Annotated in this window: 19 protein-coding genes; 11 read left to right on the top strand and 8 right to left on the bottom strand. The window is 59.3% G+C overall.

The annotated features are described in order from the left end of the window. Window positions 1–33: 33 nt before the first annotated feature. A complete protein-coding gene (locus tag ACRZ9U_RS12245) occupies window positions 34–981 on the top strand; it encodes an L-threonylcarbamoyladenylate synthase (protein ID WP_170408377.1) in 948 nt (315 codons plus the stop codon). Here ACRZ9U_RS12245 and ACRZ9U_RS12250 read toward each other — a convergent pair. After that, on the bottom strand, window positions 978–1532 hold the full coding sequence (locus ACRZ9U_RS12250; protein ID WP_170395693.1) for a YqgE/AlgH family protein: 555 nt from the start codon (window positions 1530–1532) through the stop codon (window positions 978–980). The genes ACRZ9U_RS12245 and ACRZ9U_RS12250 overlap by 4 nt on opposite strands. 148 nt (window positions 1533–1680) lie before the next feature. Here ACRZ9U_RS12250 and ACRZ9U_RS12255 point away from each other — a divergent pair, with 148 nt between their 5' ends. Next, window positions 1681–2493 (top strand): protein-disulfide reductase DsbD domain-containing protein, encoded by an 813-nt coding sequence (locus ACRZ9U_RS12255; RefSeq protein WP_170408378.1) that lies wholly within the window; start codon window positions 1681–1683, stop codon window positions 2491–2493. Between the two features lie 4 nt (window positions 2494–2497). Further along, window positions 2498–2947, top strand: coding sequence for an NUDIX hydrolase (locus ACRZ9U_RS12260; protein ID WP_170408379.1), 450 nt, complete (start codon window positions 2498–2500; stop codon window positions 2945–2947). On the opposite strand, the gene ACRZ9U_RS12265 is transcribed toward ACRZ9U_RS12260, so the two are convergent. From ACRZ9U_RS12265 to ACRZ9U_RS12290, 6 genes are all read right to left on the bottom strand, one after another. Beyond that, entirely contained in the window at window positions 2914–6315 is a 3402-nt protein-coding gene (locus tag ACRZ9U_RS12265; RefSeq protein WP_170408380.1) for an efflux RND transporter permease subunit, read from the bottom strand. The two genes, ACRZ9U_RS12260 and ACRZ9U_RS12265, sit on opposite strands and share 34 nt — an antisense overlap. Before the next feature lie 5 nt (window positions 6316–6320). Further along, window positions 6321–7778, bottom strand: a complete 1458-nt coding sequence (locus tag ACRZ9U_RS12270) for an RND family efflux transporter (protein WP_170408381.1) — start codon at window positions 7776–7778, stop codon at window positions 6321–6323. 105 nt (window positions 7779–7883) lie between these two features. After that, a complete protein-coding gene (moaB, locus tag ACRZ9U_RS12275; protein ID WP_170408382.1) occupies window positions 7884–8426 on the bottom strand; it encodes a molybdenum cofactor biosynthesis protein B in 543 nt (180 codons plus the stop codon). A gap of 6 nt (window positions 8427–8432) precedes the next feature. Then, window positions 8433–9053: a LysE family translocator gene (locus ACRZ9U_RS12280; protein WP_170408383.1), complete on the bottom strand. Its 621-nt coding sequence runs from the start codon at window positions 9051–9053 to the stop codon at window positions 8433–8435. Next, window positions 9050–9649 (bottom strand): metallophosphoesterase family protein, encoded by a 600-nt coding sequence (locus ACRZ9U_RS12285; RefSeq protein ID WP_170395679.1) that lies wholly within the window; start codon window positions 9647–9649, stop codon window positions 9050–9052. The genes ACRZ9U_RS12280 and ACRZ9U_RS12285 overlap by 4 nt, the downstream gene beginning before the upstream one ends. Next, window positions 9646–10410, bottom strand: a complete 765-nt coding sequence (locus ACRZ9U_RS12290; RefSeq protein WP_480901938.1) for a uracil-DNA glycosylase — start codon at window positions 10408–10410, stop codon at window positions 9646–9648. The genes ACRZ9U_RS12285 and ACRZ9U_RS12290 overlap by 4 nt, the downstream gene beginning before the upstream one ends. Window positions 10411–11168: 758 nt before the next feature. Here ACRZ9U_RS12290 and ACRZ9U_RS12295 point away from each other — a divergent pair. From ACRZ9U_RS12295 to ACRZ9U_RS12330, 8 genes are all read left to right on the top strand, one after another. After that, window positions 11169–12104, top strand: a complete 936-nt coding sequence (locus ACRZ9U_RS12295; protein ID WP_170408384.1) for an aspartate carbamoyltransferase catalytic subunit — start codon at window positions 11169–11171, stop codon at window positions 12102–12104. Continuing rightward, window positions 12101–12619, top strand: a complete 519-nt coding sequence (locus tag ACRZ9U_RS12300; RefSeq protein ID WP_170408385.1) for a hypothetical protein — start codon at window positions 12101–12103, stop codon at window positions 12617–12619. The genes ACRZ9U_RS12295 and ACRZ9U_RS12300 overlap by 4 nt, the downstream gene beginning before the upstream one ends. Then, complete coding sequence (locus ACRZ9U_RS12305; protein ID WP_170408386.1) at window positions 12604–12990, top strand: hypothetical protein; 387 nt, start codon at window positions 12604–12606, stop codon at window positions 12988–12990. The genes ACRZ9U_RS12300 and ACRZ9U_RS12305 overlap by 16 nt, the downstream gene beginning before the upstream one ends. Beyond that, window positions 12987–14267 (top strand): dihydroorotase, encoded by a 1281-nt coding sequence (pyrC, locus tag ACRZ9U_RS12310; RefSeq protein ID WP_170408387.1) that lies wholly within the window; start codon window positions 12987–12989, stop codon window positions 14265–14267. The genes ACRZ9U_RS12305 and pyrC overlap by 4 nt, the downstream gene beginning before the upstream one ends. After that, entirely contained in the window at window positions 14267–14872 is a 606-nt protein-coding gene (plsY, locus tag ACRZ9U_RS12315; protein WP_170395665.1) for a glycerol-3-phosphate 1-O-acyltransferase PlsY, read from the top strand. Before pyrC ends, plsY begins: the two co-directional genes overlap by 1 nt. Beyond that, window positions 14869–15144 carry a hypothetical protein gene (locus ACRZ9U_RS12320; RefSeq protein ID WP_480901945.1) on the top strand — a complete coding sequence of 92 codons (276 nt, stop codon included), beginning with the start codon at window positions 14869–14871 and terminating at the stop codon, window positions 15142–15144. Before plsY ends, ACRZ9U_RS12320 begins: the two co-directional genes overlap by 4 nt. Window positions 15145–15316: 172 nt before the next feature. After that, window positions 15317–15790, top strand: a complete 474-nt coding sequence (locus ACRZ9U_RS12325; RefSeq protein ID WP_170395661.1) for a YHS domain-containing (seleno)protein — start codon at window positions 15317–15319, stop codon at window positions 15788–15790. 261 nt (window positions 15791–16051) lie between these two features. Then, window positions 16052–16585, top strand: coding sequence for a porin family protein (locus ACRZ9U_RS12330; protein ID WP_170395659.1), 534 nt, complete (start codon window positions 16052–16054; stop codon window positions 16583–16585). A 41-nt stretch (window positions 16586–16626) separates the two neighbouring features. Here ACRZ9U_RS12330 and ACRZ9U_RS12335 read toward each other — a convergent pair whose 3' ends face one another. Next, window positions 16627–17610, bottom strand: coding sequence for a quinone oxidoreductase family protein (locus tag ACRZ9U_RS12335; RefSeq protein ID WP_170408390.1), 984 nt, complete (start codon window positions 17608–17610; stop codon window positions 16627–16629). Between the last annotated feature and the right edge of the window lie 147 nt (window positions 17611–17757).

Genomic DNA, 17757 nt, shown 5'->3' on the forward strand with positions numbered 1-17757 from the left:
ACTGCAAGCAACCAAAACGCGGCGTCACGATCCATGACCCTTCTCGGTACTCAAGACTTACCAGCAAACGCCGACGGGCTCGCCAAGGCCGCTGACCTGTTGCGACAGGGGCTGCTGGTCGCTTTCCCGACCGAGACCGTCTATGGACTGGGTGGCGATGCACGGAACGGCGAGGCTGTGGCCGCGATCTATGAAGCCAAGGGGCGACCCAGTTTTAACCCACTGATCGCCCATGTCGCCTCAACCGAGACCGCGAAACGCTTCGTCGAATGGACCGATCAGGCTGATTTGTTGGCTGATGCCTTCTGGCCCGGACCGTTAACTCTGGTTCTTCCTCTGCGCCCCGATCACGGGATTTCGTCGCTGGTCACAGCTGGCTTGGATACTCTGGCCGTTCGGGTGCCTGCGCATCCCACAGCGCAGGCTTTACTGGCCGCTTTTGACGGTCCTGTGGCAGCGCCATCGGCCAACCCCTCTGGTCAGATCAGCCCAACGACGGCGGCCCATGTCCGAGCGGGGCTGGAGGGACGCATAGCCGCAGTTCTGGACGATGGGCCGTGCGGTGTCGGGCTTGAGTCCACTATTGTGGGTCTGGCCGGCACCCCTGCCCTGTTGCGTCCAGGTGGTGTCGCATTGGAACAAATCGAAGAGGTTCTAAAGGCAGAACTGCATCACCACCAACCCGGCGATCTGCTTACTGCGCCGGGCCAGTTGCAATCCCATTACGCGCCGGACGCGCCGGTGCGGCTGAACGCCCGGTCACGGCAGGGGGACGAGGTGCTGCTGGGTTTTGGCTCCGTTGATTGTGATCTGAACCTCTCCAGCACCGGCAACCTGCCCGAGGCCGCCGCCAACCTGTTTGCCGCCCTTCACAAACTTAACGATACCGGTCGGCCAATCGCCGTATCACCAATTCCCCATCACGGATTAGGTGCGGCCATCAACGACCGTCTACGCCGCGCAGCAGCCCCTCGCGATTAGGCGCGGCCTGCGCTGGCTGAAAGGGTCAGCGGATCAACACCAAGCGTGGCCAAAGCCGCCTCCCATTTCTCGTCATCGGGGACATCAAAGACCAGTTTCGACGACGCATCAGTCGTTAACCAACCATTCATCGCGATCTCATCTTCCAACTGACCCGGCCCCCAGCCGGAATAACCTAAAGTCAGCATCGAATTCAGCGGCCCCTTGCCCGAGGCCAGATCCTCGAGCACATCCAGCGTTGCGGTCATGCTGAAATCTTCGGAAATCTGCATTGAATGCAGATTCGCCTCATAATCTGCGCTATGCAGGACAAAGCCACGCGACATCTCGACCGGGCCGCCAAACTGCACCAGCCGTTCGCCAATTACGGGTATCCGACACGGGATGTTGAGCTGTTCCAGCAAGGTCTTGATCCGCAAGTCCGAAGGCTTATTCACGATCAATCCCATCGCGCCGTCATCACCATGGCTGCAGATATAGACGACCGAATGCTCGAATCGCGGGTCGCCCATTCCGGGCATCGCAATCAACAGTTTTCCCGTAAGGTCCATCAGCAGATATCTCTTGCGCCATAGGATATCCCTAGAATGACCCTGTGAACCGGGGAATGGCAAGGGATCAGCCGGGATTTCCGTGCATTTCACAGAAGTGACCGGAACGTGACTTGGCAATCACGACCGGAATGCGCATGTTCTGCATATGAAAGCGCTTTGCAAATCTGCTGCAGCCGTGTTGGCCGTCAGCCTTTGTTTTGGTGCCCCCGCCACTGCGCAGGGGGTTGATAATCTGGTTCAGCTTGAGGTGTTGGACGGCGGCAAAACCGCCGAAGGTAACTATCAGGGGGCCTTGCGTCTAAAGCTCAAGGACGGGTGGAAGACCTATTGGCGCGCACCCGGCGATGCGGGCATTCCGCCGCAGTTTGATTGGAAAGGCTCTCGCAATATTGCAGACATAGCCTTCACATGGCCCGCGCCGCATGTGTTTGATCAGAACGGGCTGCGCTCGGTCGGGTATGAGGATCAACTTGTACTGCCCGTCGAAATCACGCCTAAGAACCCTGCCAAACCCGTGCGTTTGCGCGGCGAGATGGACTTGGGCGTGTGTAAGGATGTCTGCGTGCCGGGTCGGTTGCAATTCGATCACACAATGGATGCCGACGCTGCACGCAATCCGGCCATCGCCGCAGCCCTCGCCCAGCGCCCGTTTTCCGAACGCGAAGCAGGCGTGGCGGATGCGACGTGCCAATTGACTCCCACTGCAGACGGAATGCGGATCGAGGCGCGTATCACCATGCCTTCAGCGGGCGGGTCCGAATTCGCCGTCATTGAACCAGGAAACCCGGCACTCTGGGCATCGCAGCCCGATACACGCCGTCAGGGCAACACCCTGATCGCAAGCTCGGAGATTATCGGTGCCTCCGGCGGGCCATTTGCGCTGGATCGGTCCGAAGTGCGCATCACGGTTCTGGGGGCAAACCACGCTGTCGATATCCAAGGATGCAGCGCAGGCTGACCGGATGAGCCAGACCCCAAAGATCGGTGCCTTGGCTGTCGTGCTGAACGATGGCCAGGTACTTTTGGTGCAACGCAGCAAGCAACCCGATCAGGGGTTGTGGGGCTTTCCAGGCGGCCATGTGGAATGGGGTGAAACGGTTCTGGACGCCGCCACCCGCGAGCTGCGGGAAGAGACCGGTGTGATTGCTGAGCCTTTGGTCTATCTCGACAATCTCGACCTTTTGCTGCGCGATGATAGCGGGCAGACCCGGGCGCACTACCTGCTGGTCGGAGTTGCGTGTCGCTATGTAACCGGCACGCCTGTCGCTGCAGACGACGCGCAGGACGCTCAGTGGTTTCCGGTGGACCAGATCACCAGCGGCGACCTGCCAATGAGCGACCGCGTTCCCGATCTTTTGCGGCGTGCTTTAGAGATGGATCAAGCCTCAACCCGATCCGACAAGCGTGCATAAAGCAAGCTGGACAGCACGACACCCACCAGCAGGATCACGGTCGCACCCGCTACGAAAACGCCAAAGCCCATTTGCAGCACACTTGGACCTTCGGCGGCGGGGTAGAGACCCGAGAGCAGCACCAACGGCGCACCTGTCACTACGGGCCAGATCATCGAGGCACCCAGCCAGATCGCCAACGCTGCGCCCGTTGCGCGCACGGCATTGCGTACCACCCTGTCCGGCGCGCGCAAGGCCCGTCTCATCGATGTCATCGGGCGTGAGATGTCGTTCAGGATGGCCAGCAACGCAGGCACTAGCAGCAGGATCAGGGCCATGCCAAAGCCCAGCCCATAGACCAGTGTGATCACCGTCGGTTTCAAAAACTGCGCCTGCTGCGAACTTTCGTACATCAAGGGCGTCAGCCCCAGTACCGTGGTCAGCGTGGTCAGCATCACAGGCCGCAAACGATCTGCCGTACCTTCTACGATTGACGGCACCAACCCGCGCTCTTTCCGGTATCCGTCGATTGTGGTCACCAGAACAATCGAGTCGTTGATGATGATCCCGGTCATGCCCAACAGGCCGACGACGGTGAACATGCTTAACGGCACGCCCCACAGGTAATGCCCCCAGATCGCGCCCACGAGGCCAAAGGGAATGATCGCCATGACCACCAAGGGCCTTGTCCAACTGGCAAAGACCCAAGCCAATACCAGATAAATTCCGGTCAGACACAGGATCAGGCCTGTGCGGGCCTCGGACAGGAATTCATCCTCCTGCTCACTCAGGCCAGCCATGCGCCATTCGACCTGCCGTTCGGCGGCGATGTTTGGCAATATCTCTTCGCGCATGGCGCGGGCGATTTCGGCAGCCTGCGCCGGGTCGTCCTCGGAAATATCACCATTCACCGAGATGACCCGCAGACCATTTTCGCGCCGGACGGTCGAGAAACCCGATTTACGCTCGACCGAGACGATATCGGCGAGCGGGACATAAACGCCATCCGGAGTCCGCATCAATGTGCGTTCGAGGAAATCTGCAGTCAGTTCGCCCTCGGGCAGTTCGATCCGAATCTCGGTGCTACGCGGACCATCCGGGAAGGTCGCGGCCTCAATCCCGTTCAGCCGGTTTCGCAACACTCGGCCCAGTGTTTCGATGCGGAAACCCAGCGCCTGACCCTGCGCGGTGAGGTCCAGAATGAACTCTTCCTTGTCATAGGCGAGGTTATCCTCGAGCGCTGAAACTTCAGGGTATTTCGCGAGTTCCGCCTGGAGGTCCTCGGATGCAGATTTCAATGTGTTCACATCCGCACCGTAGAACTGCACGTCAATCGCATCGCCACCGGGCCCTGAACGCCAGCCACGGAAGCTAAGCAGCTCAACCTTCGGGTGGCGCGGCACGAAATCCTGCAGCTCGCCCACAAATTCAAAGCTGGAATAGGGGCGCAAGTCGGCATCAATCAGCTCGATCGAGATGCCGCCCAGTAGATCGTCATCCTTGCCATCCGCCGCGCGCAGCCCCCATCCGGCCGAACCGCCAACCTCGGCTAGAACGTATTCGATTGGATTGCGGCCATGGCGTTCTTCGTAAACCTGACCCAGTTCTTCCGTGGCTTTCTGGACCATGCGCATCATTTCCAGCGTCTCAGCGCGCGTCGCCCCTTCGACCATGATGAAATTGCCAGTGACCGAGCCGCGTTCCGGTGCGTTGAAGAACCGCCAATTCACATCGCCCCGAATGAACAGAGCAATCTGGCTGGCCAGTATCACCACCATCAGTGCAACAACCACATACCGTGCCCAGACCACCCAAGCGACCAGCGGGCGGAACAGGTGGTCGCGCACCCAGCGGAAGCCCTTGTTCACAACCCGGTTGGGCCAGTCATACCAATGCTCCTTAGCCGAATGCGCGATGGCATGGGCCATATGGTTCGGCAGGATCAGGAAGCATTCGATCAGTGAGGCAATCAGGACAGCGATAACGGTGAACGGGATGTCTCGGATCAGCTCTCCGAAGCGGCCACCGATGGCGGTGAGACCAAAGAAGGCGATGACCGTGGTCACTGTTGCAGCAAACACCGGCATCGCCATACGGCGGGCAGCGCGTTCTGCAGCTACGATTGGCGCTTCGCCCAAACGGCGGGCACGGAAATCGGCGTGCTCTCCCACGACGATGGCGTCATCAACCACGATGCCCAAGGTAATAATCAAACCGAACAGAGACACCATGTTCAGCGACAACCCGCCCAGATACATCAGCGCAATCGCCGCAGACATTGCCACCGGAATACCGGCAGCCACCCAGAAAGCGATGCGGGCGTTCAGAAACAGGAAGAGTAGACAAACCACCAGCCCAAGCCCGACCAGCCCATTGTCGACCAGAATATCCAGTCGGTCGGTGATCGCTTGTGCGCGGGTGCGGATCAGCTCAACCGTGATACCTTCGGGCAGGCTGGCCTGCATCTCGGCCACGACGTCCTCGACATCGCGCTGAATTCCGATGGCATCGCCCAAATTGGACCGGTCGACGCGGATCGACATCGCCGGATTGTCACCGACGAAATAGCTGCGGTTGCGCGTGACCCCTTCGACCCGAATTTCAGCCACATCGCCCACAACCAGCTTTGAGCCATCGGCAAAGTTGCGCAGGGCGATGCCTTCGATCTCTTCCGGGGTGCGTTTCTCAACACCTGTCCGAATACGCGCATTGGCACCTGTGACATCGCCCGCGGGGTTCGCGGTGACTTCTGCCGCAATGGCCTCGGCAATATCCGAAAGCGAGATATCATTGGCGATCAACTGTGCGGTGGGGACTTCGACCACCACACGCGGCGCGGCCAGTCCCCGGATCGTTGTCCGCGTGACACCAACCGCAAACAGGCGGCTTATCAATTCATCGGTGAATTTGGCCAGTTGTTCAGCTTCGATGGGCCCCGTGATGACCACATCCGTGACACGATCCCGCCAAGCGCCGCGCCTGATGGTTGGTTCCTCGGCGTCTTCGGGCAGGTTGGTGACGCTATCGACGGCGGTCCGGACCTCCTCAACCGCGCGAGACATGTCCCAGTTCGGCTCAAACTCCAGCCGGACCTGCGCAGTTCCCTCACGTGAGGTCGATTCAGTACTGGCAACACCCTCAACCGCCAGTAACGCAGGTTCCAGCAATTGGACGATGCCATTGTCGACATCCTCGGGGCCTGCGCCGTCCCATTGAACGTTCACATCGACGCGTTCGAGAATCACATCAGGAAAGAACTGTGCCCGCATGTTAGGGATCGCGGCGGCCCCCAGCACCAGCATGATCAGCAGCAACAGATTGGCCGCAGTCCGGTGCCGGGTGAAATAGCTGAGGATACCGCCCGCCGCGTTGGGAATGTCGCGGATCATCGCGCTTAGCCCCCGGCCCGATTGTCATCAAGACGGCGTATTAGGGTGGCGGGCACTTTGGCCTCGCTCAACTGGCCCAATACTTGGGCTTTGTCTTCCTGAGACATCGCATCACTGGCCTCGACCTGAGCCACAAGCTGAGCGCGCTTTTCGTCCGAAAGCTCGACCATGCCCGGATCAGTTTCAGCGTTCGCCTCAATCCGTAGGGGCCGCACACGTACACCCGAACCCAGCAGAGGCGTCCGGCCAATCACAACCTCGCGGCCTTCCAGGCCTTCACCACGCAAAAGCACCTCATCGCCCTGACGACGGATCAATTGCACAGCCAACGGTTCCAGCCGGTCATCGGGGCCGAGAACAAGCACGTTGCCCGTGGCGTCCAGAACCGAGGATGGCAGACGGACCACATTATCGAGGGGCTGTTCTTCAATCGAAACGGTGACAAAATCCCCCGGCTTGAATCCCGGCGCGTCGTCGAGACGCGCATAGATCAGACGCCCGGTTTGCCCTTCACCCGCCGCGCCGCTATCGCGACTGATCAGGCCGGTGGCAGTGAGATCGGTCCCCGTGACCTCAAGCGATACAGTCACCGGGGCTGAGATCAGATCACCTTGCGCGTCCAGCAACCGCACGAATTGCGCGGTGGAAACCCGAAACGCGACCTCAAGCGCATTGGGGTCGACGAGTTCGGCCAGCTTTTCGTTGGCCGCGACCAAGCGGCCTTCAACCAAAGTGACCTCGGTCAGCGTCCCATCAAACCCGGCATGGATCGTCATATCCTCCAGGTCACGCTCGGCCCCTTCCAACGCGATACGAGCCCGCGCAAACAAGGTTGTTGCCTGATCCACACGAGATTCGGCCTGCGCCAAAGCGATCCTGCGCGCGAGAACTGCCTGATGAGCCGATGTTGCGGCCAGTTCCGCTTCTTCGACGCTTGCAGCAGCCCCGACACCTCGCGTCTGCAGGTCCTGCTGGCGCTGCAGCGCCCGGTCGCGAAGTTCGGCCTGTGCCTCGGCTGATTTCAACTCATCCTGCGCCAACAGCAGCGAGCGTTCGGCGTCCCGCTCTTCAAACTGGGCATCGAGAAGATCGGATTTGGCACGGTCCAGAGCCGATTGCATATCGGCTGGGTCCAGTTCGACCAGCAATTCTCCCGCCGTTACGGTACCGCCATCTTCAAAATCTTCGGCCAGTGATACAACGCGCCCACCCAAGGCCGCGCGCAGCTCTAACCGGCGGCGGCTTTGAATCTGGCCAAACGCTTCCAGATAAGGAGTGACGGTTTCCGGCTCGGCGGTTCGCACGGTAACGGCGAATATGCGTTCCCGCGCCTCAGGTGCCTGATTGTCCCGCGTCAGCACATCCTGAACCGCGCCCGAGATCATCTGTGCGGCAACGATCAGCAGGCCCAGCGTCAGAAACGCCAGGAAGACCCCAACAAGGCTTTGCCGCAGAAATCGCATCGGTCACTCACCTTTGGTCGCACATGCTGCCTTCCGCATAGGTAGCCGGGTCGCAAAAAATGCCAAGCCACAAAGCGGTTATGATCCATTAAACGCAGAACCAGTCTACTTCCGTCGCAGGTGTTCGTCCAATCTGGGCATTATTTCAACGAAATTACAGGGCCGGTGGCGATAATCGAACTGCTTCTCCAGAATCGCATCCCAAGCGTCTTTGCAGGCACCCGGGCTGCCCGGCAACGCAAACAGATAGGTTCCGCCTGCAACTCCGCCTGTGGCGCGGGACTGCACGGCAGAAGTTCCTATCTTTTCCATGGACACGATGGTGAAAACGGTGCCAAACGCTTCGATCTCTTTTTCATAAACATCCCGATGTGCCTCGACTGTCACATCGCGACCCGTCAGACCTGTGCCGCCGGTCGAGATCACGACGTCGATTTCAGGATCCGCAATCCAACTGCGCAATTGCTCGGCAATCTGGGCGCGTTCGTCCTGAATGATCTTGCGGTCCGCCACCGAATGTCCAGCCGTTTCGATCCGGTCGACAAGCGTCTGGCCCGAGCGGTCGTCGTCCAGTGAGCGTGTATCCGACACGGTCAGAACCGCAATACGGACGGGGATGAACTCAATGCTTTCGTCAATGCGCGACATATGTCGTCAAGCCCTTTCCATAATGGCAAGCCGGATGGCAAGAGCCGCGAATATCCCGCCCGTGACCCATCCAATGATACGTGAAGCGCGTGGGTTTGAGATCAAAATGCGCCCTGCTCCGCCCGCAAAGATACCGACCATCCCATTCACTAGAATGCTGCCCAAAGTAATGATTGCACCAAAGGTTAGGAATTGCAGCAGAACCGGGCCGTTTGCTGGGTCCACGAACTGAGGGATAAAGGCCAAAACAAACAGAATGACCTTGGGATTGGTCAGGTTCACCAGCAACCCCTCGCGAAACGCGAAATGAGCAGGCTTGACTGCTGCATCGTCCGACACTGCCCCTTTCCGGATTGCGCCCCATGCAAGAACCAACAGATAAGCAACGCCCATCCACCGGATAACGTCAAACAGCCAAGGCACGGCTGATACCAACGCCCCAAGTCCAAGCCCCGCCAGCAAAACTTGCACCATCAGACCCGTCGAAACACCGAGGCTGGCCATCATCGCTGGTCGTGACCCGGACCGTAACCCTTGCCCGAAACAGAACATCATGTCAGCGCCGGGTGTGAAATTCAGCACCAGTGCGGCTGGGACGAAGGCCATCAATGTCACTGTCTCGATCACGTTGTTACCTCGAACCAATGTGGTTTTGGGCCCAGATTGGCGATCTGAGACCGCCCGAGCATGCCGCGGTATCCCCAACTGTCGTGGATATGACCGCAAAAGACAAAATCGGGCTGGATGCGTTCAACCGCGTCCCGAACTGCGGTCGAGCCGACCGACACATCTTGCGATGTCACATCCCCATATCCTTTTGGCGGAGAGTGCGCGATCAGAACATCCGCAGCCTCGCACCGGTCCAGCAGTTCCGATGCTTCAGCTTCAGTAAGATCGCAGGACCAGTCTCCGAAAGGCGTCACCGGCACACCGTAACCCAGCCCGAACAGGCGCAGACCATCCAATGTCATGCCCGTCCCGTGCAGAACATGCGCGCCTTCGGGCGCAGCGGCTGTAAGTTCCTCGGCGCTCTCAGCGTTGCCCGGCACCAGGATCAGTGGCGCTGCAATGCCCGACAGCATCTGCATCGCTTCTTTCAGGCCCCGCCGCGCATTGCAAAAATCCCCCGCTCCGATGACAAGATCAGCCTCGGCGCTGGCGACCACCAGATCAGCGGCCCGGTTGCGCGCCATATGAAGATCGGAAAACGCCAGAACTCTCATCCCGCGCGCCTCAGCCGTGCTTGCAGGTCCAGCAGATCGGCCCAGGCCTGTCGCTTCATCTGCGGTTGACGCAGCAGGTAGGCCGGGTGGAACATCGGGATGACCGGTAGGTTCAGCGCCTGATCCCATTTCCCGCGCAGCCGCGTGATACCGCGTTTGCCCAGCAAGGCCTGACAGCTAATATTGCCCATCACCACCAGCACCTCGGGCTTGGCCAACGCCACATGCCGTTCCAGAAACGGCTTCATCATGCCAATCTCTTCCGGCTTGGGATCGCGATTCTGCGGGGGCCGCCACGGCAACACGTTGGTAATGTAGACATTCTCGCGCCGATCCAGATCAATCGCGGCCAGCATCCGGTCCAGCAATTGCCCAGCGCGCCCGACAAAGGGCTTACCTTCGCGATCCTCATCACGGCCGGGCGCTTCGCCGATGATCATTACCCGTGCACCGGGGGTGCCATCGGCAAACACCAACTGCCGCGCGCCGCGTTTGAGGTCGCAAAGATCAAACGCCTCCATCGCCGCACGCAAATCGACGAGCGATCCAGCGGTTTTCGCCGCCTGTTTTGCAACAGCTGCGGCATCGACCGGCTCTGGTTTTTTCGCAGGTTCAACCGCAGCTGGTTTCTTAGCCTTGGCCGCTTTGTCCGGCAACGCATAGCGATCCACCGGCGCGTCGCCGATCGCCTCGGTTGCGCCCAGCTCGATCTGCCATTCCAGCAGCGCCCGCGCGGTATGATGGTCCAAGCCCGATTCCATAACCCTCAATCTAACCAGCTTTTGACCGAGGGAAAGCGAATAGACCTTGCCATGGCACAGGGTCGCACCGACCATGGCAGGGTCATGCTGTCATTTCTGCGATTCCTTCTGATTGCTCTATTGCTGGCAACCTCTGGCGGTTCGGCGAGTGCGCAGCTGTTTGATCGGATTACACAATGCCGCGCCGGACAGCTGCAATGCGGGCGCGGTTGTTGCCCCGCAGGCCAGCGCTGCAGCTTTGATGGCCGCTGTATCCCGCCGGGACACACCTATTGTGGAGGTGGGCGCACCTGCGGCCCGTTCGAGCGCTGCGTGGCAGGAGGAACCCGTTGCGCCCCGGCGGGGGCGAACAAGTGCACCTCGCGCCTGGATTGCCCCGGTGGCAGCTTCTGCAACGGGCGCGGGGAATGCGAGCGCAGCCGACCGGATTTGGTCCCAGCTCCACCCACAACCTGCGCAGATGGTAGGAGTTGCGGAGCCGGTTCATCCTGCTTGCCGGGCGGCGGATGTTCGCGCCCCGGCTGGTTTCTGTGTGAAGAAACCGGTTCGCAATGCCGACCCGGATTTAAATGCTCGGCTTATCAGGGCTGTGTTCCGATCAAGGCCATTGATTGTGGCTATGGCAAGTGGTGCAAACCAGGGGAACAATGCCTGCCCGAAGGTGGATGCGAGAAACTGCCCGAAGGGTCGGAACCTTAGGTTGCCTTGGCCTGCATGGCTTCCTATAAGCGGTCCGATTGTCAGACAGGAGCCCGCCCATGCGTTTCGCCCATCGTCACCTTCTTGGCATCGAGCATCTGTCGCAATCCGATATCACCGCTATCCTTGATCTGGCCGAAACCTATGTCGATCTGAACCGGCAATCGGCTAAGCATTCGGACGTGCTGTCGGGCCTGACTCAAATCAACATGTTCTTTGAAAACTCAACCCGCACGCAGGCCAGTTTTGAACTGGCGGGCAAGCGGTTGGGGGCTGATGTGATGAACATGGCGATGCAGGCCAGTTCGATCAAAAAGGGCGAGACTCTGATTGATACGGCTATGACGCTGAACGCGATGCATCCCGATCTGCTGGTGGTACGGCATCCTCATTCTGGCGCGGTCGACCTGCTGGCGCAGAAGGTAAACTGCGCCGTTTTGAACGCAGGTGACGGGCGGCACGAACACCCGACGCAAGCGCTGCTGGACGCGCTGACCATCCGCCGTGCCAAAGGCCGCCTACACCGGCTGAACATCGCGATTTGCGGAGACGTGGCGCATTCGCGCGTGGCGCGTTCGAACCTGATCCTGCTGGGCAAGATGGAAAACCGCATCCGTCTGATCGGCCCGCCGACGCTGGTGCCGTCGCAATTCGCGGAATTCGGGGCCGAGATCTATGATGATATAAATGAGGGTCTGAAAGACGTCGACGTTGTGATGATGCTGCGCCTTCAGAAGGAACGGATGGACGGCGGCTTTATCCCCTCGGAACGCGAATATTATCACCGCTACGGTCTGAACGCTGAAAAGCTGGCGCTGGCCAAGCCAGACGCCATCGTGATGCACCCCGGTCCAATGAACCGCGGGGTCGAGATCGACGGCACTCTGGCCGATGACATCAACCGATCCGTCATTCAGGAACAGGTCGAGATGGGCGTTGCCGTCCGCATGGCCGCCATGGACCTGCTGGCGCGCAACGTGCGAGAAGCCGCATGAACGATCTGATCATCGCCCCCCATGAGCGCGGTGTGATCCGCCTGTTCTCGCTGGACATGCGCCCGGAAGAAGCGAAATTCCTGCGCGAACCGGGGGCTGTTGATCAGGTGTTGGGTGTCGAGGGGCTGGATCCAGAACAGATCGACATTTTTCCGGTATCCGACCTCGAAGATCTCGGGCTTTATGGCTATCTCAGCGAAGGCTGCGGTGTCTCGGAAGACCAGTTGGACCGCACGAAATTGGAGGCCATCGAAGGCTGGGTGATGGTCCTGCGCAGTGCGGCGCTGGGTGGTCGATCTGCAACCCTTTCCCTCGATCCCCGCCTGCATCTGATTGGCCTGTTCACCGAAGAGGCTACCAACTGGTCCGGCGGCACGATTGAGACCGAAAGCGCAAAACCGTTCTCGGCCGCGCAAAGCCCGCCAGTGGATAATAAACCAAGCCGCATCGGTTCAGCCGTCATTGCCTTGCTGATTCTGATCGCCGTCGGAGGTGCCTTGTGGCTGATCCTGTGACCTTCTCCTCAGACAAGGGCGCTTATGTCCGCACCAACGCATGGCTCGCCGCCTTTGCAATGGCGGCCGCAATGGTCGTGCTATGGTTGATCGGCAATCCTTACGTCTGGACCGGCGCACCCGCAGGGTTGGCCGCCATCACCATCCGCGCTTGGTATTTGGCTTCGGAAGAACTGGTCGCCAAGTGGGAAATGACGGGCACCACTCTCACTGGTCCTGGTCCGCGCAAGGTGGCGCTGAACCAAATTCAGGCGGTCAATACCATTGGCAGCTTTGTCCAGATCTTCACAAAAGGCGGCGACAAGCACCTGATCAAATATCAGGCGGACCCCGCCGCCACCAAAGCTGCAATCGAAAGGGCCATGGCATGAGCAATCTGATTTTTACTAACGCTCGCCTGATCGACCCCGAAGCTGGCACAGATAGCATCGGCTGGCTGCAGATTGCCGATGGTCGGATCGCAGCGCTTGGTGAAGGCACGGCCCCAGACGCTGACACGCAGGTGGTCGATTGCGGTGGGCAATGCCTTGCGCCCGGTATCGTCGACATTGGCGTTAAGGTTTGCGAGCCCGGTGAGCGACACAAGGAGAGTTATAAATCTGCGGGTTTGGCCGCTGCCGCCGGGGGAGTGACGACCATCGTCACCCGTCCAGACACGCTGCCTGCCGTCGATACACCCGAAACGCTGGAGTTTGCCACCCGCCGCGCGCAAGCGGACGCGCCGGTAAACGTCTTGCCGATGGCCGCCCTGACCAAAGGGCGCGAAGGGCGTGAGATGACCGAGATCGGGTTCCTGCAAGACGCGGGAGCTGTGGCCTTCACCGATTGCGATCATGTCATCACCAATACCAAGGTGTTCTCACGCGCGCTGACCTACGCCAAATCCTGTGGCGCGCTTGTGATTGCCCACCCGCAAGAGCCGGGCCTGAGCAGCGGTGCCGCGGCCACCAGCGGCAAATTCGCCGCACTGCGAGGCTTGCCTGCCGTATCGCCTATGGCCGAGCGTATGGGGTTGGACCGCGACATCGCCCTGCTTGAAATGACCGGGGCCGCCTATCACGCCGATCAGATCACCACCGCCCGCGCCCTACCCGCACTGGAGCGCGCCAAGCGCAACGGGCTGGACATCACAGCAGGCACCTCGATCCACCATCTGACGTTGAACGAATTGGACGTGTCCGATTATCGCACCTTCTTCAAGATTAAGCCTCCACTGCGATCCGAAGATGACCGGCAAGCCGTGATCGAAGCGGTGCGAACCGGTCTGATCGATACGATCAGCTCCATGCACACGCCGCAGGATGAGGAAAGCAAGCGACTGCCGTTTGAAGAGGCGGCCTCGGGCGCGGTGGCGCTGGAAACACTGCTGCCTGCTGCGCTTCGGCTATATCATTCCGAACAGCTGGACTTGCCAACCCTGTTCCGCGCCATGGCCCTCAATCCGGCCAAACGGCTGGGGTTGGAGAGCGGTCGCCTGGCCCTAGGCGCGCCTGCCGATCTGGTGCAGTTCGACCCGGATGTTCCCTTTGTTCTGGACCGATTTACGCTGAAATCGAAATCGCAGAACACACCGTTTGACGGTCAGCGGATGCAGGGTAAGGTCACCGCAACCTTTGTCGCTGGACAAGAAGTGTACCGGAGAGCCTGATGCCCCTGATCGACAGCACAATGACTCAGCTCATCCTGTGGGCCGCGTTGGGATACCTGCTAGGCTCCATACCCTTTGGCATGATCGTCGCGCGCGTGATGGGTCTGGGAAATCTGAGGCAAATCGGGTCGGGCAATATCGGCGCAACCAACGTCCTGCGAACCGGCAATAAGGCTGCGGCAGCGCTGACATTGCTGTTTGATGCAGCCAAGGGTGCCGTTGCTGTTCTGCTGGCACGCGCTTTGGCTGGTGAAGATGCCGCGCAGATCGCCGCGTTGGCCGCGTTCCTCGGGCATTGCTTTCCGGTCTGGCTGGGCTTCAAAGGCGGCAAAGGCGTTGCGACTTTTCTGGGCCTTTGGCTGGCACTTGACTGGCGCGTGGGTGTCGCCTGCTGCTTGACATGGCTGGTCGCGGCGCTGATCTGGCGTATTTCATCCGTTGGTGCGCTGGCCGCCGCCGCCCTATCCACCACCTGGATCATGGTGCTGACAGATGGCAGTACCTTCGTTCTTGGAATTGCTCTGACCTTGCTGCTCTACTGGCGGCACAGCGCCAACCTAGCGCGGATCAAGGCGGGGACAGAACCGAAAATCGGGAAATCGTGACAGCGCCCAGCGCGTTTCTGAAAGCGTTTCATGATCTGCCGGTCGGCACGTTCACCGGTTCCGTTGGGCCGCATCGATATTTGGTATCGCATCAGATCATGGCCTGCGGGAAATCTCACAAACTGGCGGCTCATCAATTGGGCGGGCTGGATTACATCAGCCTGAACCTTTATCTCACACAGAAAAGCGGCGCATTGCTTCGCCCCTGCGAAATGCCTGCGGAAAAGGTGGTCGATTTTGTCCTGGCGCTGGTGCCTGACGTGCAGGAATGAACAACCGGTCTTTGTGATTGCACAATCACAATTGATTGCTTTGAACGTGATCGGGCCATTCCCCAACTGGGATTTTGTGACGGCCAATTACAGGCGTCGCGACAATCAAATCCGGTTCGCCCGGGCAAAATTACAGTGCTCTTCAGCGAGCCTATTCACGAAAGGTGAAGTCATGAACACGTTCAAATCCATCATCAGCGGAGTCGCGCTGTCGGTTGCGATCGCAAGCTCAGCAATGGCGGCTGGCGTCGAAATCAACGCAAGCTCGACCGGATTGGCAATGCAGGGCTATGACCCGGTTGCCTATTTCACCGTTGGCGAAGCAACCAAGGGTGATTACAAAATCACCACGCTGCACAACGACGCCCTGTACCGTTTTGCATCGGAAGAGAACAAAGCCGCTTTTGAGGCGAACCCAGAGGCCTATCTGCCTGCTTACGGCGGCTATTGCGCATTTGGCACCGCAATGGGCTTCAAGTTCGATGGTGACCCGAACTACTGGAAAATCGTCGACAACAAGCTGTATCTGAACCTGTCACAAGACATTCAGGAGCGTTGGGAAGGCGACATTCCGGGCTTTGTTGAGAAAGCCAGCGCGAACTGGGAAGACATCGCCGACAAAGACCCGGCTGAACTACAGCAATAATTCGCTGACAAGACCTTTGTGCATCGGCGGCAGATCGTATCTGCCGCCGATCTTCGTTTGAAGGCATCATGTTTCACCCTATCTAGCATATGAGAAAAGAGCCCAACCTGAGTGGGCCCACGCCGGGGCACCGGCCAGAATAAAGTTGTTCGGGACAGTCAAAACATCACTGATCCGGCCTAAGGGCCGGAACGTAGATTCAATCATAACGCTGCCATTAGATTTGATTGGCAGCAGGTTTCGAGCGAAAGGAATGAGACGATGACAGGAAGATTGGCACTGATCACCTCGGTCGCCGTATTGGCTGCGGGATCCGCCATGGCGCAATCCTCAGGCAACTGGACTGGATTCTACGGCGGTGCACAGTTTGGTTATGCGGACATCGACACAAACGTATCAGGCGTCGACGGCGATGGTGCGATCGGCGGTATCATCCTTGGATATGATTACGATCTGGGCGATTGGGTCGTCGGAGGTGGCTTCGACTATGACTGGAGCGACGTAGACCTTTCCGGCGCCGCCACGGTCGAGAATGTCTGGCGGCTCAAAGCGCGCGCGGGCTACAAGGTGAACCCGCAGGGCCTGCTTTATGGCACCGCCGGTTATGCCGATGCGGATACCGATAATCTGGGCAGTGACGATGGCTGGTTCATCGGCGCAGGCTATGAGCAGATCGTAGCCCCCAATATCAGCGTTGGAGGCGAGATTCTGTATCATGAGTTCGACGACTTCAACTCATCGGGCGTCGATGTTGACGCAACTACAGTTCAACTGCGCGTCGCATATCGGTTTTGATGAGAAGGTAGGGCCCGGCTATTTGCGCCGGGCCCGTGCCGCTAGGGCACCAAGACTGTGCTGCCGGTGGTTTGTCGTGCTTCCAAAGCACGATGCGCATCAGCAACTTGATCCAACGGAAACTCCTGATCGACATGGATCTTGACCTCGCGCCCGTCCACTTTGCCAAACAAGCGTCGCGCCATCGCCTGACAGGTGGCGTGATCCGAGATATGCGTGAACAAGGTTGGCCGCGTCACCTTCAGAGATCCCCGCTGCGCAAGCATTCCCAGATCGACAGGCGGCACTGGCCCCGAAGCGTTTCCGAATGAGATCATCATGCCCAAGGGTTTCAGGCAATCTAGCGATCCCTCAAACGTGTCCGCACCGATGGAGTCCATCACCACATCAACCCCTTTGCCTCCGGTGATCTCGGCGACACGCTCGACAAAATTCTCGGTCCGGTAGTTGATGCAATGTGACGCGCCATTGAATTGCGCCAGGCTGCATTTCTCATCCGTTCCCGCTGTCCCGATCAGTTTGATGCCTTCGGATTTCGCCCATTGGCAGGCGATCAGTCCCACACCTCCGGCAGCCGCGTGGAACAACACGGTATCTCCGCGCCTCAGCGGCGTTGTTCGGTGAAACAAGTATTCGACCGTCATGCCCTTTAGCATCATGGCCGCTGCGGTGCGGAACGAGATACTCTCGGGCAGCGGACAAACCTGTGCTGCAGGCATCACGCGCGCTTCGGAATATGCTCCCGATGGGCCTGCGGCATAGGCCGCGCGTTGGCCGGGGGCAAGATGCGTAACGCCTTCGCCTACCGCCTCAACGACTCCGGCCGCTTCCATTCCCAACGCATGAGGCAACTCCAGCGGATAAAGGCCGGTACGCTGGTACACATCGATGAAATTCAATCCGCAGGCATGATGGCGAATGCGCACCTCACCCAGGCCGGGATCGCCAAGCGGGCGATCCTCAATCCGAAGAACCTCGGGGCCGCCGGATTCGTGTATGACGACTGTGCGTGCTGTCTGCTGCATGAATGCCTCCCTTGCCTGTGGAAACAAAGCTAACACGCCTGTGCGGCAGAGCAATCCTTCCGGCTCTGCAAGGGTGATCGGGCAAAATTTCGCAATATGTGCTATAATGCAACGAGACGTTGTAATTGGGCAGACGTTGCCGGCTGA

The sequence above is a fragment of the Ruegeria sp. D7 genome, assembly GCF_056534355.1.